General features: G+C 69.5%; 24 protein-coding genes. 9 read left to right on the top strand and 15 right to left on the bottom strand.

Going from position 1 to position 23,437, the window contains the following annotated elements; genetic code table 11:
* Nucleotides 1-45: 45 nt before the first annotated feature.
* Complete coding sequence (locus Q9R39_RS22585; RefSeq protein ID WP_078113567.1) at nucleotides 46-618, top strand: TetR/AcrR family transcriptional regulator; 573 nt, start codon at nucleotides 46-48, stop codon at nucleotides 616-618.
* Complete coding sequence (locus Q9R39_RS22580; RefSeq protein ID WP_058249996.1) at nucleotides 615-1,253, top strand: GNAT family N-acetyltransferase; 639 nt, start codon at nucleotides 615-617, stop codon at nucleotides 1,251-1,253. Before Q9R39_RS22585 ends, Q9R39_RS22580 begins: the two co-directional genes overlap by 4 nt.
* A 29-nt stretch (nucleotides 1,254-1,282) precedes the next feature.
* Here the strand turns inward: Q9R39_RS22580 and rdgB are convergent, their stop codons facing one another.
* The 11 genes from rdgB to clpS form a co-directional block, all read right to left on the bottom strand.
* The gene (rdgB, locus tag Q9R39_RS22575) at nucleotides 1,283-1,897 is read right to left on the bottom strand and encodes an RdgB/HAM1 family non-canonical purine NTP pyrophosphatase (protein WP_078113566.1); all 615 of its coding nucleotides are present in this window, start codon (nucleotides 1,895-1,897) and stop codon (nucleotides 1,283-1,285) included.
* Entirely contained in the window at nucleotides 1,897-2,652 is a 756-nt protein-coding gene (rph, locus tag Q9R39_RS22570; RefSeq protein ID WP_058249994.1) for a ribonuclease PH, read from the bottom strand. Before rph ends, rdgB begins: the two co-directional genes overlap by 1 nt.
* A gap of 35 nt (nucleotides 2,653-2,687) precedes the next feature.
* Nucleotides 2,688-3,452 (bottom strand): cyclic nucleotide-degrading phosphodiesterase, encoded by a 765-nt coding sequence (locus tag Q9R39_RS22565; protein WP_311278292.1) that lies wholly within the window; start codon nucleotides 3,450-3,452, stop codon nucleotides 2,688-2,690.
* Between the two features lie 78 nt (nucleotides 3,453-3,530).
* Nucleotides 3,531-4,337 carry a glutamate racemase gene (gene murI, locus Q9R39_RS22560; RefSeq protein WP_175401051.1) on the bottom strand — a complete coding sequence of 269 codons (807 nt, stop codon included), beginning with the start codon at nucleotides 4,335-4,337 and terminating at the stop codon, nucleotides 3,531-3,533.
* Complete coding sequence (locus Q9R39_RS22555; RefSeq protein ID WP_078113564.1) at nucleotides 4,337-4,966, bottom strand: rhomboid family intramembrane serine protease; 630 nt, start codon at nucleotides 4,964-4,966, stop codon at nucleotides 4,337-4,339. Before Q9R39_RS22555 ends, murI begins: the two co-directional genes overlap by 1 nt.
* Before the next feature lie 25 nt (nucleotides 4,967-4,991).
* A complete protein-coding gene (locus Q9R39_RS22550; protein ID WP_058249991.1) occupies nucleotides 4,992-5,963 on the bottom strand; it encodes a PLP-dependent cysteine synthase family protein in 972 nt (323 codons plus the stop codon).
* 2 nt (nucleotides 5,964-5,965) lie between these two features.
* Nucleotides 5,966-6,253, bottom strand: a complete 288-nt coding sequence (locus Q9R39_RS22545; protein WP_065629054.1) for a MoaD/ThiS family protein — start codon at nucleotides 6,251-6,253, stop codon at nucleotides 5,966-5,968.
* Between the two features lie 2 nt (nucleotides 6,254-6,255).
* Nucleotides 6,256-6,663: a Mov34/MPN/PAD-1 family protein gene (locus tag Q9R39_RS22540; RefSeq protein WP_065629055.1), complete on the bottom strand. Its 408-nt coding sequence runs from the start codon at nucleotides 6,661-6,663 to the stop codon at nucleotides 6,256-6,258.
* Between the two features lie 129 nt (nucleotides 6,664-6,792).
* Entirely contained in the window at nucleotides 6,793-7,893 is a 1,101-nt protein-coding gene (locus Q9R39_RS22535) for a P1 family peptidase (RefSeq protein ID WP_058249989.1), read from the bottom strand.
* Nucleotides 7,894-8,102: 209 nt separating this feature from the next.
* Nucleotides 8,103-8,678 carry a DUF2017 domain-containing protein gene (locus tag Q9R39_RS22530; RefSeq protein WP_058249988.1) on the bottom strand — a complete coding sequence of 192 codons (576 nt, stop codon included), beginning with the start codon at nucleotides 8,676-8,678 and terminating at the stop codon, nucleotides 8,103-8,105.
* Nucleotides 8,679-8,748: 70 nt separating this feature from the next.
* Nucleotides 8,749-9,072 carry an ATP-dependent Clp protease adapter ClpS gene (gene clpS, locus Q9R39_RS22525; RefSeq protein ID WP_058249987.1) on the bottom strand — a complete coding sequence of 108 codons (324 nt, stop codon included), beginning with the start codon at nucleotides 9,070-9,072 and terminating at the stop codon, nucleotides 8,749-8,751.
* 19 nt (nucleotides 9,073-9,091) lie between these two features.
* Between clpS and Q9R39_RS22520 the strand changes: the two genes are divergently transcribed.
* The 5 genes from Q9R39_RS22520 to glgB all read left to right on the top strand — a co-directional run bounded on the left by Q9R39_RS22520 (nucleotide 9,092) and on the right by glgB (nucleotide 17,672).
* Entirely contained in the window at nucleotides 9,092-10,396 is a 1,305-nt protein-coding gene (locus Q9R39_RS22520; protein WP_311278291.1) for a nicotinate phosphoribosyltransferase, read from the top strand.
* A gap of 49 nt (nucleotides 10,397-10,445) precedes the next feature.
* Nucleotides 10,446-11,057 carry an isochorismatase family protein gene (locus tag Q9R39_RS22515; protein ID WP_311278290.1) on the top strand — a complete coding sequence of 204 codons (612 nt, stop codon included), beginning with the start codon at nucleotides 10,446-10,448 and terminating at the stop codon, nucleotides 11,055-11,057.
* 124 nt (nucleotides 11,058-11,181) lie between these two features.
* On the top strand, nucleotides 11,182-13,278 hold the full coding sequence (locus Q9R39_RS22510; RefSeq protein ID WP_058249984.1) for an ATP-dependent DNA helicase: 2,097 nt from the start codon (nucleotides 11,182-11,184) through the stop codon (nucleotides 13,276-13,278).
* 163 nt (nucleotides 13,279-13,441) lie between these two features.
* Nucleotides 13,442-15,442: a maltotransferase domain-containing protein gene (locus Q9R39_RS22505; RefSeq protein ID WP_311278289.1), complete on the top strand. Its 2,001-nt coding sequence runs from the start codon at nucleotides 13,442-13,444 to the stop codon at nucleotides 15,440-15,442.
* Between the two features lie 7 nt (nucleotides 15,443-15,449).
* Nucleotides 15,450-17,672 (top strand): 1,4-alpha-glucan branching protein GlgB, encoded by a 2,223-nt coding sequence (gene glgB, locus Q9R39_RS22500; RefSeq protein ID WP_065629060.1) that lies wholly within the window; start codon nucleotides 15,450-15,452, stop codon nucleotides 17,670-17,672.
* A 13-nt stretch (nucleotides 17,673-17,685) separates the two neighbouring features.
* Here glgB and Q9R39_RS22495 read toward each other — a convergent pair whose 3' ends face one another.
* From Q9R39_RS22495 to Q9R39_RS22480, 4 genes are all read right to left on the bottom strand, one after another.
* Nucleotides 17,686-18,642, bottom strand: coding sequence for a tetratricopeptide repeat protein (locus tag Q9R39_RS22495; protein ID WP_311278300.1), 957 nt, complete (start codon nucleotides 18,640-18,642; stop codon nucleotides 17,686-17,688).
* Between the two features lie 95 nt (nucleotides 18,643-18,737).
* Nucleotides 18,738-19,889, bottom strand: a complete 1,152-nt coding sequence (locus Q9R39_RS22490; RefSeq protein WP_311278299.1) for an MFS transporter — start codon at nucleotides 19,887-19,889, stop codon at nucleotides 18,738-18,740.
* 92 nt (nucleotides 19,890-19,981) lie between these two features.
* Complete coding sequence (locus Q9R39_RS22485) at nucleotides 19,982-20,377, bottom strand: DUF3817 domain-containing protein (RefSeq protein WP_311278288.1); 396 nt, start codon at nucleotides 20,375-20,377, stop codon at nucleotides 19,982-19,984.
* Between the two features lie 62 nt (nucleotides 20,378-20,439).
* Nucleotides 20,440-21,642 (bottom strand): acetyl-CoA C-acetyltransferase, encoded by a 1,203-nt coding sequence (locus Q9R39_RS22480; RefSeq protein ID WP_065629062.1) that lies wholly within the window; start codon nucleotides 21,640-21,642, stop codon nucleotides 20,440-20,442.
* Nucleotides 21,643-21,728: 86 nt separating this feature from the next.
* Between Q9R39_RS22480 and mce the strand changes: the two genes are divergently transcribed.
* Both mce and Q9R39_RS22470 read left to right on the top strand, forming a co-directional pair.
* On the top strand, nucleotides 21,729-22,199 hold the full coding sequence (gene mce / locus Q9R39_RS22475) for a methylmalonyl-CoA epimerase (RefSeq protein ID WP_058249978.1): 471 nt from the start codon (nucleotides 21,729-21,731) through the stop codon (nucleotides 22,197-22,199).
* Nucleotides 22,200-22,351: 152 nt separating this feature from the next.
* Complete coding sequence (locus Q9R39_RS22470; protein WP_058249977.1) at nucleotides 22,352-23,317, top strand: hypothetical protein; 966 nt, start codon at nucleotides 22,352-22,354, stop codon at nucleotides 23,315-23,317.
* Nucleotides 23,318-23,437 lie beyond the last annotated feature (120 nt).

Raw genomic sequence — 23,437 nt, 5'->3', positions numbered from 1 at the left:
TAAGCGATCCGGGAAGTCCCCGGGACATCGAGCACGGAGGGTCCGATGGCACGCACGTCCGGGCGGAGTGCCGCCGACACCCGACGGTTGATCCTCGACGCCGCGGCCCGGCTAATTTCGCGACACGGTGCCGCCGTGTCCGTCTCCGAGATCGCCGCCGCGGCCGGGGTGTCGAAGGGCGGACTGCTCTACCACTTCCCCGCCAAGGACGGCCTGCTCGAAGAACTCGCGGCGGACCTGATGGCCCAGTTCCGGTCGAACGTCGAACGGACCGCCGACGAGGAGGACGACGCGCCGGGACGGCTGACCAGGGCCTACATTCGGGTGAGTTTCGCCGACGCGCGAGACTCCGCCGGCCTGCGCGACCAGATCGCGCTGGCCGCCAGCCTGATGTACGAACCGGGCCCGGCCGCGCTCGCCCAGCAGGACGCTGATCACTGGCGCGCCGCGCTGTCCGACGACGGTCTCGACCCGGCGGTCACGCGACTGATCATCGCGGCCGCCGACGGCTCGAACACCGCTCCCCTGTGGGGAGCCGTCCTCGACGACACCGAACGGGCCGCCCTCGAAGCAGACCTCATCGCTCTCACCCACACACACGCAAAGAAGGGATCATGACCGACATCACCTACCGCCCCTACCGTTCCACCGACGCCGAAGACGTCAAGAAGATCATCGACGAGGCGTTCTACATCCACCGCTACGTCCACGGACAACACGTCCTGGACGCGGCACTCGAGGTCTACCTCCGCGAGCAACTCGTCGCGAGTACCTGGAGTCGCGTCGCGGTGAAGGACGGCCGCGTGGTGGGAATCATCCTGGGACGGATCGACGGCGAGCCACATCTCGGCGAGCGGACGAAGAACCGCGCGCTGCTCTGGGCGCATACCGCCAGAGCTGCGATTCTCGGACTGCCCCAGTGGAAGTCGCTGCGGGCCCTGTTCGCTTTCGAGTCGGTGGCCCACCGGCTCGGCGCCGCGACGGGCACGTCGCTCGACGACGAACTGACCCTGTTCGCCGTCGCCTCGACGACGCGCGGACACGGCGTCGGAGCGGCGCTGTACGGCGCGTTCCTCGACCATCTCCGAAGCCGCGGCCGCTCCGACTTCCACCTGTACACAGACTCGCTGTGCACCTTCGGATTCTACGAGCGGCAGGGCATGTCACGTGCCGGCGCCGACGATATGGACATCCTGCTCGACGGCGAACCGCACACGCTGGGGGTCTACATCTACACCGGCGCCGCGAGCTGATCGGAGTCCGGACGCCGACGCAAGGGGGGTCAGCCCGCGAGCGCCCGCAGCGCCGGAACCAACTGCGCCAACGCTTTTCCGCGGTGACTGAGCCCGTCCTTCTCCGCCGGCGACAGCTCCGCCGCGGACCGGCCGTCGGCGATTTCGTCGTCGGGGGCGAACAACGGGTCGTACCCGAAACCGTGCGGCCCGCGCTCCTCCCGCAGGACCCGCCCACGCCACTCGCCGCGCACCACCGTCTCCGTCCCGCCCGGCAGCACGAGCGCGCAGGCCGAGACGAACGCGGCGCCGCGTCGTTCGTCCGGGGTGTCCGACAGCTGGGCGAGCAGCAGCGCGTTGTTGGCCGGGTCGTCCCCGTGCCGGCCCGACCAACGCGCCGACAGCACGCCCGGCATGCCGTTCAGGGCATCCACCGCGATACCGGAATCATCCGCGAGACATGGGATTCCGATGGCCTTCGCACCCGCGCGGGCCTTGATCAGCGCATTGTCCTCGAAGGTGGCACCGGTCTCGGGCTCCTCCGGGTAGTCCGGCACCGCGTCGAGGCCGACGATCTCGACCCCGGTGATGCCCGCGGCGTCGACGACGCGCTGGAGCTCGGCGAGCTTCTTGCCGTTGCGGCTCGCGAGAAGCACCGAGTGCATCAGGCCCGTCCGGGAAGTTCGCCGGGGTACGGCTCGGCGAGTACGGCTCGCTGCGCCTCGAACAGCTTCTCGGTTCCGATCGCGGCCACGTCGAGCAGCGCATCGAGCGTCGAGCGCGGGAACGTCGCACCCTCGCCGGTGCCCTGCACCTCGACGAGCGTGCCGGCGTCGGTCGCCACGACGTTCATGTCCACCTCGGCGCGCGAATCCTCTTCGTAGGGAAGGTCGAGCCGGACGCGGCCGTCGACAACCCCCACGCTGACCGCAGCGATCGCGCACGAAAGCGGTTGCGGGTCGGAGAGTTTGCCCGCGGCACGCAGGTAGGTGATCGCGTCCGCCAGCGCGACATAGGCACCGGTGATGGCTGCGGTGCGGGTACCGCCGTCAGCCTGCAGGACGTCGCAGTCCAGGGCGATGGTGTTCTCGCCCAGGGCACCGAGATCGACGCACGCACGCAGCGACCGGCCGATGAGTCGACTGATCTCGTGGGTGCGACCACCCACCCGGCCCTTGACCGATTCACGTGACGACCGGTCGTGGGTGGCGGCGGGCAACATCGCGTACTCCGCGGTCAGCCAGCCCAAGCCTGAACCACGACGCCACGGCGGGACACCCTCGGTGACACTCGCGGTGCACATCACCCGCGTCTTGCCGAATTCCACCAGGACCGAACCCGCCGGATGGCTGGTGAAACCGCGGGTGAACGTGATGGGACGGAGTTCGTCGTCGGCTCTGCCGTCAGCTCGTGTGGTCACGGGTCTCACTGTAACGACCGGCGCGGACACGACAGCTAGGTGAGGTCGAAGACCTGTCCCTGGCTGACGAGCTCCGTCGGACCGGAGAACGTGCTGCGGGCCTCGGCGAGGATCTCCGCCGAATCGGACCACGGGGCGACGTGGGTGATCGCGAGTGTTCGGACGTTCGCCTTGGTCGCGGCCTCCCCCGCCTCGGTGCCCGACATGTGCAGATCCGGTGGGCGCTCCGAGGGCGCATGGGTCCACGACGCCTCGCACAGGAACAGGTCGGCGTCGGCCGCGAGGTCGATGAGTTCGTCGCACGGTGCGGTGTCTCCGCTGTAGGCGATCACCTGTCCGTCGGGACCGGTGATCCGCAGACCGAAGGTGTCGGGCGGATGATTGACGTTCATCGCCCGGATTCGCATCCCGCCCAGGGTGATCTCCTGGTCGTCGCTCCAGTCGTGGACGTCGAAGGTGTCGGTGATGTCGTCGAGCTGTCCGGGGAATTCCGACGACCCGTAGCCGATCCGGAGGGCGGTGCCGGGTGGGCCGTAGAGCGGCGCCCGCCGCCGTGCCGGCTGTGGTGCGTACCGACGCCAGACGAGCATCGCGGGCAGATCGAGGCAGTGATCGGCGTGGAGATGACTGAGGACGACGGCGACATTGTTGGGGTCGGTGACGCGCTGCAGTTCGCCGAAGACACCCGGGCCGCAGTCCACGAGGACCGGTTGTTCACCGGGTACGGAGAGCAGGTAGCCGGAGCACGCGGCTCCCGGTCCGCCCACACTGCCCGAGCACCCGAGGACCGTGAGACGCATAGGCCCCACTGTGCCACGATTCCGCGCGCGGGCGGCGGCATACGGGTCACAAGTGCGCGGCGATGCGCAGTTGACCCCTCACACGTGCTGCACGGCTCCGATCACCGGCCCCAGGAATCGGTTCGACAGTTTCGCGAAGAGCTCCGGGTCACCGGTCGCCTGGAAGACGCGGGTGGCGTCGCGGCCGGTGTGCGGGTGCAGCAGGTCGGCCTCGGTGAGGACCCGGAAGAGGTCCTTCGCCGTCTCCTCCGCGCTCGACACCAGGGTGACCTCGTCGCCCATCGCCAGCTGGATGACCCCGGACAGCAGCGGGTAATGGGTGCAGCCGAGGACCACGGTGTCCACGCCGGCCTGCTGCAGTGGTTCGAGGTAACCCTGCGCGAGTCCGAGGATCTGCCGGCCGCTGGTGATACCGCGTTCGACGAAGTCGACGAACCGCGGACAGGGCACCGCGGTGATCACCGCGTCGCGTGCTGCCGCGAACGAATCCTGATATGCCCGTGAGGAAATCGTCGCCTCGGTACCCAGCACGCCGATCCGGCCCGTCTTGGTGGCGACCACCGCGCGGCGCACCGCCGGCAGCACGACTTCGATGACCGGGATGGGGGCGTATCGCTCGCGCGCGTCGCGGAGGCAGGCGGCCGAGGCGGTGTTGCAGGCGATGACGATGGCCTTGACCCCGCGCTCGGCGAGGTCGTCGCCGATAGCGAGGGCGTGGCGTCGGATCTCCGGGATCGTGAGGGGACCGTACGGTCCGTTGGCCGTGTCGCCGATGTAGACGATGTCCTCGTCCGGCAGTAGATCGATGATGGCGCGCGCGACCGTCAGTCCCCCGACACCCGAGTCGAAGATCCCGATGGGTGCGTCCTGGCCGCCCGCCGCGATTATGGCGCGACCCCCGGTGCGGTGACCGCCGGCTTCCGTCGATCCCGGGCCGCGAGTGCCCACGCCGCGAACACGCCGGCGATCGCACCGAACAGGTGGGCCTGCCAGGACACGAACGGGTCCGAGGGCAGGACGCCCCACAGGATCGATCCGTACACGAGGAACAGCACGAGGCCACCGAGGATCTGCCACAGATCGCGGTTGAACAGGCCGCGGACGATGAGGAAGGTGAGCCAGCCGAACACGATGCCCGACGCCCCGACGGTGATCGAGTACGGCGCTGCGAACAGCCACACACCGACCCCCGACACCACCCAGATGATGCCGGTGACGATGAGGAACCGTCGCGTCATCAGCAGGAGGAAGCACAGCACCGCGCCGGGCATCAGGTTGGCGAACAGGTGTTGCCAGTCGCCGTGCAGCATCGGCGCCCACAGGATGCCGTCCAGTCCGTCGACCTGTCGTGGTTCGATGCCGTTCTGGTCGAGGTCGTAGTGGGTCGCCACGTCGATGGCCTCGATGACGAACAGCACCGCGACGATGCACGCGGTGATGATCGCCGAACGCAGCCACAGCGGACGCGCGCGTCGCGCGGGCTGCTGCCCGACCGGCGGGGTGTACGAGCTCATGGCGGGAAAGTCCTCGGTAGCGGGGTCAGGCCCAGAGCTGGCCTTCGAGTGCCTGCTCCGCGTCGTCGAGACTACCTTCGTACGCCCCGGTCGACAGATACTTCCATCCCGCGTCGGGCACGACGAAGCCGATGTCGGCGCGGGTCCCGGCCTTCAGTGCCCGTCGGCCGATACCGCGCGCGGCCTGCAGGATCGCACCGGTGGAGATCCCCGCGAAGATGCCCTCGAGGTCGATCAGTTCCCGCACCCGCGCGACCGCGTCGACGCCGGTCACCGAGAAGCGGCGGGTCAGCACCGAGTCGTCGTAGAGCTCGGGGATGAAACCCTCGTCGATGTTGCGCAGGCCGTAGACCTCGTCGCCGTACCGGGGTTCGGCGGCGACGATCTCGATCTCGGGGTTGCGTTCGCGCAGGAACCGCCCGACGCCCATCAGCGTTCCAGTCGTGCCGAGCCCGGCGACGAAGTGGGTGATCTCGGGCAGGTCGGCGTACAACTCGGGGCCGGTGCCCTCGTAGTGCGCCGCGACGTTCGCCGCGTTGCCGTACTGGTAGAGCATCACCCAGTCGGGATTGTCCGCGGCGAGGCCCTTGGCCACCGCGACCGCGGTGTTGGAGCCGCCCGCCGCGGGTGAGGAGATGACCTGCGCGCCGAACATGCGCAACAGCGAGCGCCGTTCCTCCGAGGTGTTCTCGGGCATCACGCAGATCAGTTGATAGCCCTTGAGTTTCGCCGCCATCGCGAGCGAGATGCCGGTGTTGCCGCTCGTGGGTTCGAGGATCGTCGAGCCCGGCCGCAGCAACCCGTCGCGTTCGGCCTGCTCGATCATCCGCAGCGCGGGGCGGTCCTTGATGGATCCGGTCGGGTTCCGGTCCTCGAGCTTGGCCCACAGGCGGACGTGCGGGCCCTCGTCGGAGTCGTCCCAGCGCGGCGAGAGCCGTTGCAGACCGATGAGCGGGGTGTTGCCGACCGAGTCGATCAGGGAGTCGTAGCGGGCCACGCTCAGCCGCCGGCGACCGCGGGCAGGATGGTCACCTCGTCGCCGTCGTCGATCGGGGTGTCGAGGCCGCCGGAGAACCGCACGTCCTCGTCGTTGACGTAGATGTTGACGAACCGGTGCAGTTTGGCGGTGCCGTTCTCGTCGGGCGCGACGAGTCGTTCCTTCAGCCCGGCGTTGCCCGTCTCGAGGTCGTCGATCAGGGCGGCCAGCGTCGAACCCGACCCCTCGACGCGCTTCTCCCCGCCGGTGTGGGTACGCAGGATCGTCGGGATGGATACGGTGACAGACATTCTCAGCTCCTGATCTCGATCTCTTCTTCGGTGACCGCACCGTCGACGATGCGATAGCTACGGATCTCGGCGGTCTCGGGGTCGCGCGTGGACACCAGCACGTAATGCGCGCCGGGCTCGCCGGCGTAGGAGATGTCGGTGCGGCTCGGGTACGCCTCGGTGGCGGTGTGCGAGTGGTAGATCACCACGGGTTCCTCGTCACGGCGGTCCATCTCCCGCCACACCGCGAGCTGCTCGGCCGAATCGAAACGATAGAAGGTCGGCGACCGCTCGGCGTTGATCATCGCGATGAAACGCTGCGGATCGTCGGAACCCTCCGGCCCGGCGATCACCCCGCAGGCCTCGTCGGGATGGTCGGCGCGCGCGTGCGCGACCATGGCATCGACCAGCTCCTGCCCGATCTTCAGCATCGGTGTCGCATTCTCCTGTCCAGACGTGTCCACACCCGGGGACCCCGGGGTTCCCCGAGGCGCAACATCGTCGCCGCGGCACCTATTCCGTTCGTCGTTCGCGACGACCCCGGTCAGCGGAAAGCCGACTCAGCGGAAAGCCGACGGGGCCGTCTGTGCGTAGGTGGGGATCGATGCGACCGGTTCCGCCGCGAGGACCGCGTTCACGATGGCCTGCTGGACGACGTCGGCCGCGGCCCGGCACACCTCGGCGACCACGGCGACGTCGGCATGCATACCCGCCGGCGCCGGCGCCGGTGTCGACGGCCGGACCGCACCCGTGGCGATGCCGAAGATCGTGTCCCCGTCGAGCGGCGAGTGCGCGGGCCTGATCGCCCGCCCGAGACCGTCGTGTCCGGCCATCGCCAGCCGCTTGGTCATCGGCGCGTCGAGCACGGCATCGGTGGCCACGACACCGATCGTCGTGTTGAGCACGGTGTGCTTCGCCGCGAGGTCGGCGAGCGAGTCGATGTCGGCGGCCGACGGCCGGCGCAACCCCAGGCGGCCCAGTTCGGTCTCGCCGAGGTCCCACGGCAGCCCGGTCTGCGGGTCGATGACCGCCCCGACCGGGTTGGCGACCATCACTGCACCGACGGTGATGCCGGCCGCGGGACCGGCGTCGAACGTCATCGACGCCGTCCCGACCCCGCCCTTGAGCGCGCCGGCCCGGGCGCCGACACCCGCACCCACACACCCGACGGCGAATTCCGTGTCCGCCGCGCGGACCGCGTCCATTCCGAAGTCCGCGTCTGGTCGGTGGTCCCAGGCGCCGACGGGGAGGTCGAAGATCACCGCGGCGGGAACGATCGGCACCACGTGCCCGCGGTCGTCGAGCGGGAGTCCGATCCCGTCGGCCTCGAGCGCGCGCATGACCCCGTCGGCGGTGGCCAGTCCGTAGGCACTACCTCCGCTGAGCACGATGGCGTGCGCGGTCTGGACCGTGTTCGACGGGTCGAGGAGATCGGTTTCGCGGGTACCCGGACCGCCACCGCGGACGTCGACGGCGGCGATGGCGCCCGGCGCCGACACCCGTACGACGGTGGTCCCGGTGGCCCACCCGTGACCGTCGGGGGCCTCCGGTGCACCGGCGACCCGGGCGTCGGGGTCGACGCGGTGCGCGTGCCCGACGGCGAGGCCGGCGATGTCGGTGATGCGATTGCCGGCCGGGGCCGGTCGGCCGAGTGTGCTCACGAGACCCCTGACGTCGAAGCGGACGAAGTTCCCGAACGGAACCCTAGTGGTGTGTCTCGGAAATAGGTGGCCGGTATCCGGTGGAGCGATCGGTGGTCTGGCAAGGCGGAGGAGGGAGGGATAGCGGAGCTATCTCGACCGACGACAACGCAGCCAGGCGCCGATCGAGCGCCGGAGACCAGTCGCTTATTTCCGAGACACACCACTAGTCACATCAGGGCTTCGACGAGGAGGTCCTGCATCACCGTGAGCCAGTGGTAGACGTCGAGATGCGCCGCATGCGGGTGGTCGGGCGGCAACTGCTCGGGAGTGTCCTCGGAGATCCCGAGCATCGCGCCGAGTGCCAGTCGCACGTCGTTGAGCGCGGTGAGCCACGCCGCGGCCTCGTCGGGAGACAGGGCGAAGTCCCCGCCGCCGGCCGGCAGGGTGTCGAGCAACACCCGGGCGGCGCCCAGCTTGGCGTCGATGATCTGTGGTTCGTGAACGCTCCGCAGCGCCGAGTTCAGTTCGCCGTTGACGACCTCGGCGGAGAGTTCGTCGTCCTGGTCGGGCCGGTGGAAATCCGGGAGGAGACGGCCCAGGGTGACATCGTCGGGTGCCTGCGAGTGCCCGACGTCGATACCGGTCAGCCTCGCGAGGTCGTCGCGGGGTGCGGAATCGGCTCGTTCGGTGAGCAATTCGCACATCGACGTGACCATCGACGCGAGCAGCTCTGCTTCGTGCGCGTCGAGTTGCGATGCGATGCGCATCTGCTCGCCGCGCCCCTTGCGTTTCCAGGTGCGCACGCGTCTCAGTGTGCCTGCCGCGCCGCGAAGGCCGATCGACCGGTTGGGAGTCGTCCGCGGCCGGTCCGGGTCACGAATCCCGCTGCATCGTCGCCCACAGCCCCGCGGCGTGCAGCTTCGCGACGTCGGCCTCGACCTTTTCCCGGTCCCCGGACGACACCACCGCCCTGCCCTCGGTGTGGACCTGCATCATCAGTTCGTTGGCGCGGGACTCGGAGTAGCCGAAGATCTTCTGGAAGACGAAGGTGACGTACCGCATCAGATTGACCGGGTCGTCCCACACGATCGTCATCCAGGGCTTGTCGAGTCCCGCCGCGCCGTCGGCGACCTCTGGTTCGGCAACCGCCGTACCGCCGGGGGTAGCCTCGTGCGCACGAGTTTCGTCAGGCGCCATGAGGACAGGGTAGGCGATTGTGACCAACGACAACACCGCGCTGCTGACCGATCAGTACGAACTGACGATGGTCGCGGCGGCACTTAGCCACCCGGTTGCGCACCGCCAGTGCGCATTCGAGGTCTTCGCCCGCCGCCTCCCCGACGGCCGGCGCTATGGCGTGGTGGCCGGAACCGGCCGCGTTCTCGACGAACTCGCGGCGTTCCGGTTCGGCGACGAGGAGATCGCCGTGGTCGAGCGATTCCTCGACGCGGACACGGTGGCCTGGCTGCGGGACTATCGGTTCTCCGGTGACATCGACGGTTACCGGGAGGGCGAACTCTACTTCCCCGGTTCGCCGATCCTCACCGTCCGCGCGCCCTTCGCGGAGGGGGTCCTGCTCGAGACGCTGATCCTCTCGATTCTCAACCACGACAGCGCGATCGCGTCGGCCGCGGCACGCATGGTCAGCGCGGCCGGGTCGCGCCCGATCATCGAGATGGGCTCGCGGCGCACCCATGAGCGCGCCGCGGTCGCCAGTGCGCGCGCCGCCTACATCGCCGGCGTCGCCGCCACCTCGAACCTCGAGGCGGCCCGGAGCTTCGGCGTGCCCAGCGCCGGCACCGCCGCCCACGCCTTCACCCTCGGTTTCACCGGCCCGGACGGGCCCGACGAGAAGGCCGCGTTCGCCGCGCAGATCGAGGCCCTCGGGATCGGTACCACGCTGCTTGTCGACACCTACGACATCACCCAGGGCGTGCGCAACGCCATCGAGGTGGCCGGCCCCGGACTCGGTGCCGTGCGCATCGACTCCGGCGACCTCGGTGTGCTGGCGCGCCAGGTCCGCGCGCAGCTCGACGACCTGGGCGCGACGGAGACGAAGATCGTCGTGTCCGGTGATCTCGACGAGTACGCGATCGCCTCGCTGCGCGCCGAGCCGGTCGACACCTACGGGGTCGGGACATCCCTGGTCACCGGGAGCGGGGCGCCGACGGCGGGGATGGTGTACAAACTCGTCGAGGTCGACGGCCTGCCGGTGGCCAAACGGGCGAGTCACAAGGAGTCGCGCGGCGGCGCCAAGTCGGCCGTGCGGGCGGCCCGGTCGAGCGGCACGATCGTCGAGGAGATCGTGTATCGCGCCGACGACACCCGCCCCGCGCCGGACGGGCTCGGCATCCGGGACCTGCAGATCCCGCTCGTCCGCGGTGGGACGCCCGTGGCGTCGCTGCCCACTCTCACCGATGCCCGCGCGCACCTCGCGGCCGGCCTGGTGAGCTTGCCCTGGGAGGGTCTCGGCCTGTCCCATGGAGATCCCGCGGTGCCGACCCGCTACGAGCTCGGCTGACCGTACCCCGACGCCCGGAACCGATGTCCCCCGACGACAGGAGAATTGGATGAGCGCCGAACGCAGCGACGGCACCCGTCCCGCCGACGCGCTGATCGTCGTCGACGTGCAGAACGACTTCTGCGAGGGCGGCGCCCTCGGGGTGAACGGCGGCGCCGCGGTCGCGCGGGCGGTCACGTCGATCCTCGACGAATACCGGACCGTCGTCGCGACCCGCGACTACCACATCGACCCCGGTGCGCACTTCTCCGACGACCCCGATTACGTCGACACCTGGCCACCGCACTGCCGCGTCGGCACCGACGGTGTCGCGTTCCACCGCGAATTCGACGCCGCGGCGGCACACGAGGTCTTCTCCAAGGGCGAGTACAGCGCCGCGTACTCCGGCTTCGAGGGCGCGGCCGACGACGGCTCCACCCTCGCCGTGTGGTTGCGGGAACGGAAGGTGAAGTCGGTCGACATCGTCGGCATCGCCACCGACCACTGCGTGCGGGCAACCGCGCTCGACGCCGTGGAGGCCGGTTTCAGCACCCGCGTCCTCCTCAACTTCACCGCCGGTGTCGCGCCTGAGACGACGTCGAAGGCTCTCTCGGCGCTGCGGCAGGCGGGTGTCGAACTCGTGGGCGACCTGCTCTACGACGGGTCGAGTCGGACCGGGTAGCAGCGCCGCGGTCCCGACCATGATCCCGATCTCGACAGCGGGAACCGACCGGGCCCGCGATACGTCTGAAAGAACACCGTTCCCGCGCACGGCGAACCCAGCAAGGACAACCGGAACACACCTCATGCCCAACACACCCCCGGTGACCGACCTTCTCGACGCGGCGGTCACCGCACTCGGCGGTCGCCGCCGCGACGGTCAGGTCGCGATGGCCTCCGCGGTGGCGCATGCCATCGACACCGGCGAGCATCTCGCGGTCCAGGCCGGCACCGGCACCGGCAAGTCGCTGGCCTACCTCGTGCCGGCCATCCGGCACGCCGTCGAGAGCGGCCGCACCGTCGTGGTGTCCACCGCGACGATCGCGTTGCAGCGCCAGCTCATCGAGCGCGATCTCCCCCGCCTGGCCAAGGCGCTGAAGAAGCCGATCGGCCGCGAGCCCACCTTCGCGATTCTCAAAGGGCGCGGAAACTATCTGTGCCTGAACAAGATCCACTCCGGTACCGCCGACGAGCCGGACACCGAGCTGTTCGACCCGTTCGAGCTGTCGCGCACCGGCCGGGAGGTCACGCGTCTGCGGGAGTGGAGCAGCGAGACCGAGACCGGCGACCGGGACGACCTCGTCCCCGGCGTCTCCGACCGGTCGTGGCGACAGGTCAGCGTCACCGCCCGCGAGTGCCTGGGCGCGGCCAACTGCTCCTACGGCGAGGACTGCTTCGCCGAGCAGTCCCGCCGTCGGTCCGGGAAGGTCGACGTGGTGGTGACCAACCACGCGCTGCTGGCCATCAACGCCACGAGCCCGGCCAACGTCTTGCCCGAGCACGACGTCGTCGTCATCGACGAGGCCCACGAGCTCGTCGACCGGATGACGTCGGTGGCCACCGACGAACTGTCGGCGGCCTCGGTGGCGCTCGTCGCACGCCGGTGCGGGAAGCTCGTCGACGAGGAGACCGCCGACGCCCTCCTGGGCGCCGGTGAACAGCTGGGCGAATTGCTCGACAACGCGCCGATGCGCCAGTGGACCGGCCTGCCGTCCGACGCCACCGCTGTCCTCGTGATGCTGCGGGACCGGCTGTGGCAGGCGCGCACCGCGATCGGACCGGTACGGATGGCCGGCGCCGACGACGGCGCGGCGGCCGCCCGCTCGGCGGCCCTGACCTCACTCGAGGACATGCACGACACCGTCGTCCGCGTACTCGGTGCGTTCGACGAACCCGACGAGGCGAAGCGGCGCGACGTCGTGTGGGCGTCACTGGACACCTCACGCCGCGGGGCCGAGCCCCGGCCCATCCTGCACATCGCACCCCTGTCGGTCGGCGGCCTGCTCCGGGCCTCCCTGTTCGCCGACGCCACGGTCATCCTGACCTCGGCGACCCTCACGATCGGCGGCTCCTTCGACGCCCTCGCCGCGACCTGGGGACTCCCGGCGTCGGGGCGCGGGACCGACCGTCCGGTGACGGACGAGACGAGCCCGGCAGCGGGGTCGAGCACAGCCGACGTCACCGCCAGCGGGAAGGCGGTCCCGTCCGATTCGGGTTCGGCACGCTGGACCGGCCTCGATGCCGGCTCGCCCTTCGACTATCCGCGGTCGGCGATTCTCTACGTCGCACGTCACCTCCCCCGACCCGACCGCTCGGGCATCTCGTCGCGGACGATGGACGAGATCGCCGAGCTCGTGAACTCCGCCGGCGGACGCACGCTCGGTCTGTTCTCCTCGATGCGCGCGGCGCGCGAAGCCGCCGACGCGATCCGCGACCGCACCGACCACCCGGTGCTGTGCCAGGGTGACGACACGACGTCCACCCTGGTCCGGCGGTTCGCCGACGACCCGGCGACCTGCCTGTTCGGCACCTTGTCCCTGTGGCAGGGGGTCGACGTGCCGGGCCCGTCGTTGAGCCTCGTGCTCATCGACCGCATCCCCTTCCCTCGTCCCGACGATCCGCTGCTGACCGCCCGGCAGCGTGCGGTCGATGCGCGCGGCGGCAACGGATTCCTGTCGGTGGCGGCCAACCACGCCGCGCTGCTGCTCGCCCAAGGCGCCGGCCGCCTGCTGCGTTCGGTCGACGACCGCGGGGTCGTCGCGGTCCTCGACTCCCGACTGGCCACGGCGGGGTACGGCGGCTATCTGCTCGCGTCGCTGCCCCCGATGTGGCGCACCACCGACCCCGCGGTCGTCCGTTCGGCACTGACCCGATTGACCGATCCCGCCCGTTCGGTGGGCTGACCTCGACCGACCCCGCCGCGCCCGGCCCGCCCGACACGGCGGGCGATCCATGACAAGACAATCCCGTCCGCGGGGCACTAGGTTGGGTACCGGTGATACCAACGAAGGCGAGACCGACAGCGCACCCCGGCCACTCACGGGAGCTGACGACAGGAGGCTCCACGTGATCGGGCGCATGGGTATCGACGACATCGCACCCCTTGTGTCAGCGGGCCAGCAACCTGCCAAAGCCGTTGTGGGAGAATACTTCCCGGTCAGTACCACGGCCTGGCGCGAAGGACACGACGCGCTCGGCGTCACACTGCACGTCGAGGCTCCGCGACGCGGGCCGTTCGATGTCCGGATGGTTCCCGCGCCGGAACCGGACACCTTCAACGCAGCCTTCGTCCCCGACGCCGTCGGATTCTGGTCGTACCGGATCGAGGCCTGGAGCGACCCCTACGCCACGTGGCGTTCGGCCGTTCTGAAGAAGCTCGACGCCGGGCAGGGCGCCGCCGACCTCGCCAACGACATCGAGACCGGCGCGCGGGTACTGGACACCGCAGCCGACCTGGTCGCCGGTGATGACCGAGAACTCCTGCTCGACGCCGCGCGCCAACTCCGGGCACGTCGTCGCCGTGTCGAGAACCGGCTGGGTCTGGCGGTCTCCGACGAGGTCGTCGAACTGCTGACCGCCCATCCCGTCCGCGAGCTCGTCACCAAGAGCCGTACCTACCGGGTGTGGGTCGATCGCAAGCGCGCACTGTTCGGCTCGTGGTACGAACTGTTCCCGCGCTCGACCGGCGGCTGGGACGGTGAGGGCAATCCCGTCCACGGCACGTTCCTCACCGCCGCCCAGGATCTGCCGCGCATCGCGGACATGGGCTTCGACGTCGTCTACCTGCCACCGATCCACCCGATCGGTGAGATCAACCGCAAGGGCCCCAACAACACCCTCGTCGCGGGACCCGAGGATGTCGGTTCGCCGTGGGCCATCGGATCATCCGACGGCGGGCACGACGCCATCCATCCCCTCCTCGGCACCGAGGAGGACTTCGAGTACTTCGTCGGCCGGGCTCGCGAACTCGGCCTCGAGGTCGCGCTCGATCTGGCCCTGCAGTGCGCACCGGATCATCCGTGGGCGCTCGAGCATCCGGAGTGGTTCACCACCCAGCCCGACGGCACCATCGCCTTCGCGGAGAACCCGCCGAAGAAGTACCAGGACATCTACCCGCTGAACTTCGACAACGACCGCAACGGCATCTACCGAGCGGTCCTCAAGGTCGTCCTGCACTGGGTCGGGCTCGGAGTCGACATCTTCCGCGTCGACAATCCGCACACCAAGCCGCCGAACTTCTGGGAGTGGCTGATCAGTGAGGTGAAGAAGCGCCACCCCGACGTGCTCTTCCTCTCCGAGTCCTTCACCCGGCCGGCGCGGCTCTACGGCCTCGCCCGGCTCGGCTTCAGCCAGAGCTACACCTACTTCACCTGGAAGACGCTGAAGTGGGAGCTCGAGCAGTTCGGCCGGGAGATCGCCGACCACGCCGACGAGGCCCGCCCCAACCTCTTCGTCAACACCCCCGACATCCTGCACGAGAGTCTTCAGCACGGCGGTCCGGGCATGTTCGCACTGCGCGCCGCGCTCGCCGCGACCCTGGCCCCGACATGGGGTGTCTACAGCGGATACGAGCTGTACGAGCACGTCGCCGTGACCGAGGGCAGCGAGGAGTACCTCAACTCGGAGAAGTACGAGCTGCGGCCCCGTGACTACAAGGCGGCGGCGAGCCGCGGCGAGTCGCTCGAGCCGTGGATCACCTCGCTGAACGAGATCCGGCGCCGGCACCCCGCACTGCAGCAGCTGCGCAACATCCATTTCCACCATGTCGACAACCCGTCGCTGATCGCCTACTCGAAGATCGACCCGGTGTCGGGCGACCGGGTCATCGTCGTGATCAACCTGAACCCGTTCGGTCCCGAGGACTCCACGGTCTGGCTCGACCTGCCGAAGCTCGGCTTCGAGTGGTACGACCGCTTCCCCGTCCGCGACGAGGTCTCCGGCGAGGAGTACTGGTGGGGCCAGGACAACTACGTCCGGCTCGAGCCCTGGCGGGCGGTGGCGCACATCCTCGCCTTGCCGCCCCTCGAACCTGTTGCCGCACAACAGCTCGCCTATCGGATCCAGTGAGGTATCAGTGACCGATCGCACCGATCCGCCAGACCTGCCCGACCCCTACGCGACCGACCACGACCTGCGTCGGCTCGCGGCGCAGACCCATCCCGATCCACACGCCTTCCTCGGCGCCCACGACGCGCCCGGCGGCGCGACGATCCTGCGCACCCTGCGCCCGAACGCGATCTCGGTGTCGGCGGTCATCGGCGGAGTCGATCATCCGATGACCCGTCAGACCGACGACCTGTGGGTGGTCACCGTGCCGATGGCCGACCTGATGGACTACCGGTACCGCGTCGTCTACCCCGATTCCACCGGGGGCACGTCGGAATTCGTCGTGGCCGACGGTTACCGGTTCCTGCCGAGCCTCGGCGACGTCGACATCCATCTGTTCAGCGAGGGCCGCCACGAGGAACTGTGGAACGCCCTCGGTGCGCGGGTGACGTCGTACACGACCACCGACGGCGACGTGCACGGCACCGCCTTCTCCGTGTGGGCGCCGAATGCCCACGGTGTCACCGTGATCGGCGACTTCGACGACTGGACCGGGCGGGTTGCACCGATGCGCAAGGTCGGGGTCAGCGGGGTGTGGGAGGTCTTCATCCCCGACGTCGGCGACGGGACCCACTACAAGTTCCGCGTCCATGGCGCCGACGGCGTCATCCGCGACAAGGCCGACCCCATGGCCTTCCGCACCAGCACGCCCCCGGCAACCGCGTCCCGGGTCACCGTGTCCGAACATGTCTGGACCGACGACGCGTGGATCGCGCGCCGGGAACGGTCCGCGCCCGAGCGTGAGCCGATGAGCGTCTACGAGGTCCACCTCGCGTCCTGGCGTCAGGGCCTCGGCTACCGCGAACTCGCGCACGAGCTGGCCGATTACGCCGTCGAGAAGGGCTTCACCCACGTCGAGTTCCTGCCCGTCGCCGAGCACCCGTTCGGCGGTTCCTGGGGTTACCAGGTCACGTCGTACTACGCGCCGACGGCGCGCTTCGGAACGCCCGACGACTTCCGCTACCTCGTCGATCACCTCCACTCCCGTGACATCGCCGTGATCGTCGACTGGGTGCCGGCCCACTTCCCCAAAGACGACTGGGCGCTCGCCCGATTCGACGGCACCCCGCTGTACGAGCACGCCGATCCGATGCGCGGCGAGCAGCTCGACTGGGGCACCTACGTCTTCGACTTCGGCCGGCACGAGGTCCGCAACTTCCTCGTGGCGAACGCCCTGTTCTGGTTCAGCGAGTTCCACATCGACGGTCTCCGCGTCGACGCGGTGGCCTCGATGCTCTACCTGGACTACTCACGACCGGCCGGGCAATGGCGCCCCAATGTGCACGGCGGTCGCGAGAACCTGGAGGCGGTGCAGTTCCTCCAGGAGACCAACGCGACTGTGCACAAACATTTCCCGGGCGTGATCACGGTGGCCGAGGAGTCGACCGCATGGCCGGGCGTGACCCGCATGACCGATCTCGGCGGGCTGGGGTTCAGCTTCAAGTGGAACATGGGCTGGATGCACGACACCCTCGACTACCTGTCCCGCGATCAGATCCACCGCAGCTTCCACCACCACGAGATCACCTTCTCGCTGGTGTACGCGTGGAGCGAGAATTTCGTGCTGCCGCTCTCCCACGACGAGGTCGTGCACGGCAAGGGCACCCTGTGGACGCGCATGCCGGGCGATTCGTTCGCCAAGGCCGCGGGCGTGCGGGTCTACCTCGCCTACATGTGGTCCCACCCCGGCAAGCAACTGCTGTTCATGGGACAGGAGTTCGGGCAGACCGGCGAATGGGCCGACAACCGGAGTCTGGACTGGCATCAGCTGGAGGGCTGGGAGGGCGAACTGCACTCCGGCATCTCGGCCCTCGTCACCGACCTGAACCGGATCTACCGGTCCCGACCGGCGCTGTACACCCAGGACATCGATTCACTGGGTTACGAGTGGATCGACGCCAACGACACCGCCAACAACGTGATCAGTTTCCTCCGGTACGGCACCGACGGATCGGTCGTCGCGTGCCTGTTCAACCTGAGCGGCTCCGACCGCGCCGACTATCAGGTCGGGTTGCCCTCGGCCGGGGTCTGGGACGAGATCCTCAACACCGATGCCGACGCCTACAGCGGTGCCGGGCGCGGCAACATGGGTTCGATCACGGCGGACGGGCCGTCCTATCACGGACGTCCCGTGTCGGCTCGGGTCATGCTGCCCGCCAACTCGGCGATCTGGCTGGTGCCGCGGGAGTAGTGGCCTCAACCCGTCAGTAGAGGGCGCTGGCCAGCTTGCGCCGGGCGCTCACGACGAACTGCTCGGCGGGATCGAAGAGTTCGAACAGCTCGAGCAGCCGGGTGCGCGCCCGGGTGCGCTCCTCCCCCGCGGTCACGCGCACGACGTCGATGATGCGGTCGAACGCGGCTTCGGGCTGTTGGTTGAGCAGCAGGACGTCCGCGGCCGCGAGCTGCGCGTCGACGTCACGGGGGGACGCCGACTCCACGATGGCGGGATCGTGCGCCTGCGCCCGCAGGATGAACTCGAGGTTCCGCGCGGCGGACACCGCTTCGAGGTTCTCCGGCTCGGCCTCGGCGATCGCCCGGTAGTCGGCGAGTGCGCCGTCGAAGTCGCCGTCGTTCAGCTTCGTCTCGGCGGCGACCAGCCTCGGGTCCTCGGGCTCCGGCTCGGGTGCGGGCCCGTCGGGAACGCCCGGGAGGATGTCGCCGATCTGGGCGAAGATGTCGTCGATCCACTGGGTGATCTCGGCCTCGGAGCGCACCCCGTTGAAGGCGGTCACCGGCTGTCCCTGCACGATCGCGACGACCATCGGGATCGACTGCACCCGGAACGCCTGTGCGATACGGGGATTGGCGTCGACGTCGACCTTCGCCAGCACCCAGCGCCCGCCCGACTGCGCGGCGAGGCGTTCGAGGACCGGCGACAACTGCTTACACGGCCCGCACCATTCCGCCCACAGGTCGATGACCACGAGCTGCTGCATCGACCGGTTGAGCACCTCGGCCTCGAACGTCTCCTCGGTGACGTCGAGGACCGCGGCCGCCGCGGTTCCCGCACCGGCGGCCGGCGGCTGCCCGCCCTCGGCGGGCGGCTCACCGGGCGCGGCAGGTCGTGCTGCGGCCTGCGACTGGGCCCGTTGCGCTTGTGCGCGTTCGGCTTCGGCCCGCTCCTTGAGTACGCCGAGATCCACCGCGCCGGACATGGCCATGGCTGCTGCCGCCTGCTGTCGGGCCGCGGCGGCGGCCTGCTGACGATTGGTTGGTCGCGTCACCCCTCCAGTGTGTCACGACCGCCCACGCGGAATCAGACGACGTCGGGCGAACGCGTTCCGTCCGGCGCGGCGGTGCGCGTGCGGTCCGGGCGAACGACCGGCGCGAGCACGACGGCGAGGACGAGCGCCGCCACGGCCGCGAGCAACCCGGTGTTCAGCGAGGTCCGGCTGCTGATGAAGCCGACGACCGCGGGACCGGCGAGCATGCCGAGATAGCCGCATCCGACGACGGCGGAGATCGTCCGGCCGCTCGACTCCCCCGACAGATTGCCCGCCGCGGTGAAGATCTGCGGGATCAGCCCCGCCAGACCCAATCCGAACACGCCCCATCCCACGATGGCGAGGAGGGGTACGGGCGAGAGCACCGCGATCAGGATTCCGGCGGTGCCGAGCAGGCCGCCGTAGCGGACGACCGCCACCGGTCCCACCGACCCGACGACCGGATCGATGACGAATCGCGCAACGGTCATCGTCGCGCTGAACGCGCCGAACGCGATGGCGCCGACGGCTTCGGCGGAACCGAAGGTCTCGACCACGTGCAGTGCACTCCAGTCGTAGGCGGTGCCCTCGGCGAGCATGAGTGCGAACGCGACCACCGCCAGCAGCACCAGGCGGCGCCGGTCCACGGTGTGCCACCACTTCCCGGACGCGGGACCGTCGGCGTCTGCACCGCGTGCACTCGCTTCGTCGGTCCCCACCTCGCGACCGGCGAGACCGCGCGCGTTCCACGCCACGACGCCGACGCCGGCCGCCGCGGCGCAGGCCACGGTGAGGACGACACCGACGTCGGCCCACAGGGTTGCCGCGACCACTCCCGAACCCACGAGACTGCCCGCCGAGAAGAACCCGTGGAACGACGACATGATCGGTCGGCCGTAGGCCCGTTCGACCACGACCGCCTGCGCGTTCATCGACACATCCAGGCAACCGTTGGCGAATCCGAAGGCGACGAGCGCGGCGGCGAGCGTCAGGGCGTCGGCGGCGAGCACCGGGGCGACGATGACCGCCGACAGCAGCAGCGCGGCACCGATCGTCACCGGGCGGGACCCCCGACGGTCGATCAGACGGCCGCAGACCTGCATGCCGACGAACGCCGACGCGCCGAGCAACAGCAACAGTCCGCCGAGTTGGTCGTGATCGACTCCGGTGCGCGCACTGATGACCGGGATGTGGGCCACCCACATCGCGGCGAGAAACCCGTTGAGCGCGAAGATCGCCCCGACGCTGCGGCGGGAGTGCCGGAGCGTCGGGGCGATCGAAGGCGGGATCGGGGCGGTCAGGCCGTGGCCTGCCTGGGCGCGCGGTCGGTGGACAGTTCGGCGAGATGGCCGTTGCGGCGCGCCCACCACTCGAACACGATCGTGCCGAACGGCGGGAGGCTCGAGACCAGCGCCAGCAGTGTGACGATCGGGATTCCGATCCGCCGCGAACCCACCGGCAGCTCCCACTTCACCGCGTTCCACTTGAGCTGGATCGCTGTGATCAGGGCGACGACCACGAAGATCACGAAGACGATCCCGTGGATCATGCCCGGCTTGGCGATGGCCTCGTCGTCGTCGTTGACCCGCTTGACGACCATGGCGACCAGCAGGACCGCCCAGGTGATCGCCTCGGCGACGGCGACGAACCGGAAGCGCTTGGCGGGAGTGGTCAGGTCGAAGAATGACAGCATGGCCCTCATTGTGCCGAATCGGACAGCAAACTACTACAAGATGTCGTAGACATCTCGTTCGTTCAGGACTTCGGAACCCGGATGATCAGCGCGTCACCCTGGCCGCCGGCTCCACAGAGCGCGGCTGCACCGACGCCACCGCCCCGCCGCTTGAGCTCGAGCGCGACATGCAGCGCGACGCGCGCCCCGGAGGTCCCGATCGGGTGTCCGACGGCGATCGCACCACCGTTGACATTGACGATCTCGGGATCGACGCCGAGCTGCTTGGTCGAGGACAGCCCGACCGCCGCGAAGGCCTCGTTGATCTCGATGAGGTCCAGGTCCGCGGGTGCGATGCCCTCGCGGTCACAGGCCTTGACGATCGCATTGGCCGGCTGCGCCTGCAGGCTGGAGTCCGGGCCGGCGACGACGCCGTGGGCGCCGATCTCGGCCAGCCACGTGACACCCAGTTCCTCGGCCTTGGCCTTGCTCATCACCACGACGGCCGCCGCGCCGTCGGAGATCTGCGATGAGTTGCCCGCGGTGATCGTGCCGTCCTTGCGGAAGGCCGGCCGCAGCCCGGACAGCGACTCCACGGTGGTGTTGGCGCGAATCCCCTCGTCCTCGGCGAACTCGATCGGGTCGCCCTTGCGCTGCGGGATGGCCACCGGCACGACCTCGTCGTCGAAGACGCCGTTCTTCCACGCGGCTGCGGCGAGCCGGTGGCTTCGTGCCGCGAACTCGTCCTGTTGCTCACGGGTGAACCCGTCGGCGTCGTTGCCCTGCTCGGTCAGCGCCCCCATCGGCTGATCAGTGAAGGCGTCGAAGAGCCCGTCGAACGCCATGTGGTCGACGAGTTCGGTGTTGCCGTACTTGAAGCCGCCGCGGCTGTTGGGCAGGAGATGGGGCGCCTGGGTCATCGACTCCTGGCCGCCGGCGACGACGACGTCGAACTCGCCGGCCCGGATGAGCTGATCGGCCAGCGCGATCGCGTCGATCCCCGACAGACACATCTTGTTGATGGTCAGGGTCGGGACGTCCCAGCCGATGCCGGCCTTGATCGCGGCCTGGCGGGCGGGCATCTGACCGGCCCCCGCGGTCAGCACCTGGCCCATGATCACGTACTCGACCTCGGATGCCGGAACGCCGGCCCGCTCGAGTGCGCCCTTGATGGCGACCGCGCCGAGATCGACCCCGCTGAAGTCCTTCAGGGAGCCCAGCAGGCGGCCGAAGGGGGTGCGTGCGCCGGCGACGATGACCGTGGTCTTGTCGGCAGTCGAAGTCATGAGGGAACCTCCGGGAAGTGTCTAGATAGGGGGGCCAACCGAGCGCCCGCTCTGTGCGCTCAACACCTCAACGCTACCGTTGTCCCATGTCTTCCTCAGCAACGGACCCCAGCGCCACCGCACTCATCTCCGACCTGATCGTCGCCATCGATCACGTCGGCATCGCCGTCCCCGATCTCGACGCCGCCAAGGAGTGGTACGCCACCCACCTCGGGTTCGAGACGCTGCATCAGGAGACGAACGCCGAGCAGGGCGTCGAGGAGGCCATGGTCGGCCCGGCCGGCGGCACCGGTGCGGTCATCCAGTTGCTCGCCCCGCTCGACGAGTCGTCGACGATCGCCAAGTTCATCGACCGCAACGGTCCTGGGCTCCAGCAGCTCGCCGTGCGGGTGACCGACGTCGACGCGGTCACGGCACGACTCACCGAAGCCGGCGTCCGGGTCCTCTACCCCGCCGCGAAGCGGGGCACCGCGGACTCCCGCATCAACTTCGTCCACCCCAAGGACGCGGGCGGCGTGCTGCTCGAACTCGTGGAACCCGCCGCCACCGCACACTGATCCGCCGCAACGGCCGAAAACCGTTGCGCCGCTAGCTGACTCGACATGCCGAGCCGGCCGCTCCAAGCCGTGGACCGGCCGGCTCGGCACCTCCACGCACGGCGTCGCCGACGTCGAGGAGATCCCGCACTCTCTCCGATACACTGGCCGCCATGCCAGGTCCCGCACGGCAATTGCCCTTCGCGATCGTGATGCGCGGTTATGACCGTGAGCAGGTCGCCGATCACCTCCAGCGCCTCGACGCCGATCTGCGCGTCCTCGCCGCCGATCGCGACGCCGCCACCGCCAACGCACACGAACTCGCCGCGCATCTCGAGGACGCGCGCGACGAGATAGCCGAACTGCGCCGGGAGGTCGACAAGCTCTCGGTCCCGCCGACCACCGCGCAAGGGATGAGCGAGCGACTGTCGCGGATGCTGCAGCTGGCGTCCGACGAAGCGTCGGAGATGCGCGCCGAAGCGGCCGCCGAAGCCGCCGAGACGCTGTCCATCGCGCGCCAGGAGGCCGCCGACATGCGGTCGTCGGCCGCGACCGACGCCGAGCGCGTCCGGGGCGAGGCACGCACGGCCGCGAAGAAGCTGGTCGACGAGGCCGCCGCCCGGGCACGGCAGGTCAAGGAGACCGCGGCCGCCAACGAGTCGGAGTCCGCCCGCCTCATCGCCGAGCGCACCGCCGCGATGGAGGCCGAACACACCAAGACCATGCAAGCCGCCAAAGACGAGGCCCGCCGAGTGGTGGAGAAGGCGAAAGCCGAGGTCGCCGAACTCGAGGCGGTCAGCGCCGCCGAACGCCGGGCCGAGCGGGAACGCCATGATGCCGAACTCGCCGATCAGCGCGAACGCGCACTCGACGAGGCGGCACACATCCGTCAGACCGCGCTCGACATCGCGACCGAACGACTCGATCGATCACGCGAACTCGCGCAGGCGGCTGATCGCACGCGTCAGGACATCGCCGCCAACCTCGGGCGGCTACGCGAGGAGCTGGCCGAGTTGCCGGAACTGCTCGCCCAGCCCGACGACTCCGAGTACTCCGTGCTGTCCGACGCCGACGATCTCGACCTCCTCAACCGCAAGCTCTCGCCCGAGGCGCGGTCGCCGGAGGTTCGCTCCGCCTGATCCGAAAGAACCACACAACCTCAGGTCCCAGCCCCTGCTCCCTGAGGTGCGAGGAGCGCGAGCGACGAGCCACGAAGGGCCTGGCAAGACGAGGGCGAGGGCCCTTCGTGGCTCGCTGCG

The organism is Gordonia sp. AC31, from assembly GCF_031844505.1.
GTDB classification, from domain to species: Bacteria; Actinomycetota; Actinomycetes; order Mycobacteriales; family Mycobacteriaceae; genus Gordonia; species Gordonia hongkongensis.
This window is presented reverse-complemented; position numbering and strand designations above follow the sequence as displayed.

What these genes read in the sequence shown, in the direction of transcription:
- clpS (WP_058249987.1), bottom strand. Translation starts at nt 9,072, where the DNA reads ATGGCGCCTGACGAAACTCGTGCGCACGAGGCTACCCCCGGCGGTACG.
- Q9R39_RS22515 (WP_311278290.1), top strand. Translation starts at nt 10,446, where the DNA reads ATGAGCGCCGAACGCAGCGACGGCACCCGTCCCGCCGACGCGCTGATC.
- Q9R39_RS22555 (WP_078113564.1), bottom strand. Translation starts at nt 4,966, where the DNA reads ATGAGCTCGTACACCCCGCCGGTCGGGCAGCAGCCCGCGCGACGCGCG.
- Q9R39_RS22485 (WP_311278288.1), bottom strand. Translation starts at nt 20,377, where the DNA reads ATGCTGTCATTCTTCGACCTGACCACTCCCGCCAAGCGCTTCCGGTTC.
- Q9R39_RS22580 (WP_058249996.1), top strand. Translation starts at nt 615, where the DNA reads ATGACCGACATCACCTACCGCCCCTACCGTTCCACCGACGCCGAAGAC.
- Q9R39_RS22540 (WP_065629055.1), bottom strand. Translation starts at nt 6,663, where the DNA reads ATGCTGAAGATCGGGCAGGAGCTGGTCGATGCCATGGTCGCGCACGCG.
- Q9R39_RS22510 (WP_058249984.1), top strand. Translation starts at nt 11,182, where the DNA reads ATGCCCAACACACCCCCGGTGACCGACCTTCTCGACGCGGCGGTCACC.
- rdgB (WP_078113566.1), bottom strand. Translation starts at nt 1,897, where the DNA reads ATGCACTCGGTGCTTCTCGCGAGCCGCAACGGCAAGAAGCTCGCCGAG.
- Q9R39_RS22585 (WP_078113567.1), top strand. Translation starts at nt 46, where the DNA reads ATGGCACGCACGTCCGGGCGGAGTGCCGCCGACACCCGACGGTTGATC.
- Q9R39_RS22495 (WP_311278300.1), bottom strand. Translation starts at nt 18,642, where the DNA reads ATGGCCATGTCCGGCGCGGTGGATCTCGGCGTACTCAAGGAGCGGGCC.
- Q9R39_RS22480 (WP_065629062.1), bottom strand. Translation starts at nt 21,642, where the DNA reads ATGACTTCGACTGCCGACAAGACCACGGTCATCGTCGCCGGCGCACGC.
- Q9R39_RS22490 (WP_311278299.1), bottom strand. Translation starts at nt 19,889, where the DNA reads ATGTGGGTGGCCCACATCCCGGTCATCAGTGCGCGCACCGGAGTCGAT.
- Q9R39_RS22545 (WP_065629054.1), bottom strand. Translation starts at nt 6,253, where the DNA reads ATGTCTGTCACCGTATCCATCCCGACGATCCTGCGTACCCACACCGGC.
- mce (WP_058249978.1), top strand. Translation starts at nt 21,729, where the DNA reads ATGTCTTCCTCAGCAACGGACCCCAGCGCCACCGCACTCATCTCCGAC.
- Q9R39_RS22565 (WP_311278292.1), bottom strand. Translation starts at nt 3,452, where the DNA reads ATGCGTCTCACGGTCCTCGGGTGCTCGGGCAGTGTGGGCGGACCGGGA.
- Q9R39_RS22470 (WP_058249977.1), top strand. Translation starts at nt 22,352, where the DNA reads ATGCCAGGTCCCGCACGGCAATTGCCCTTCGCGATCGTGATGCGCGGT.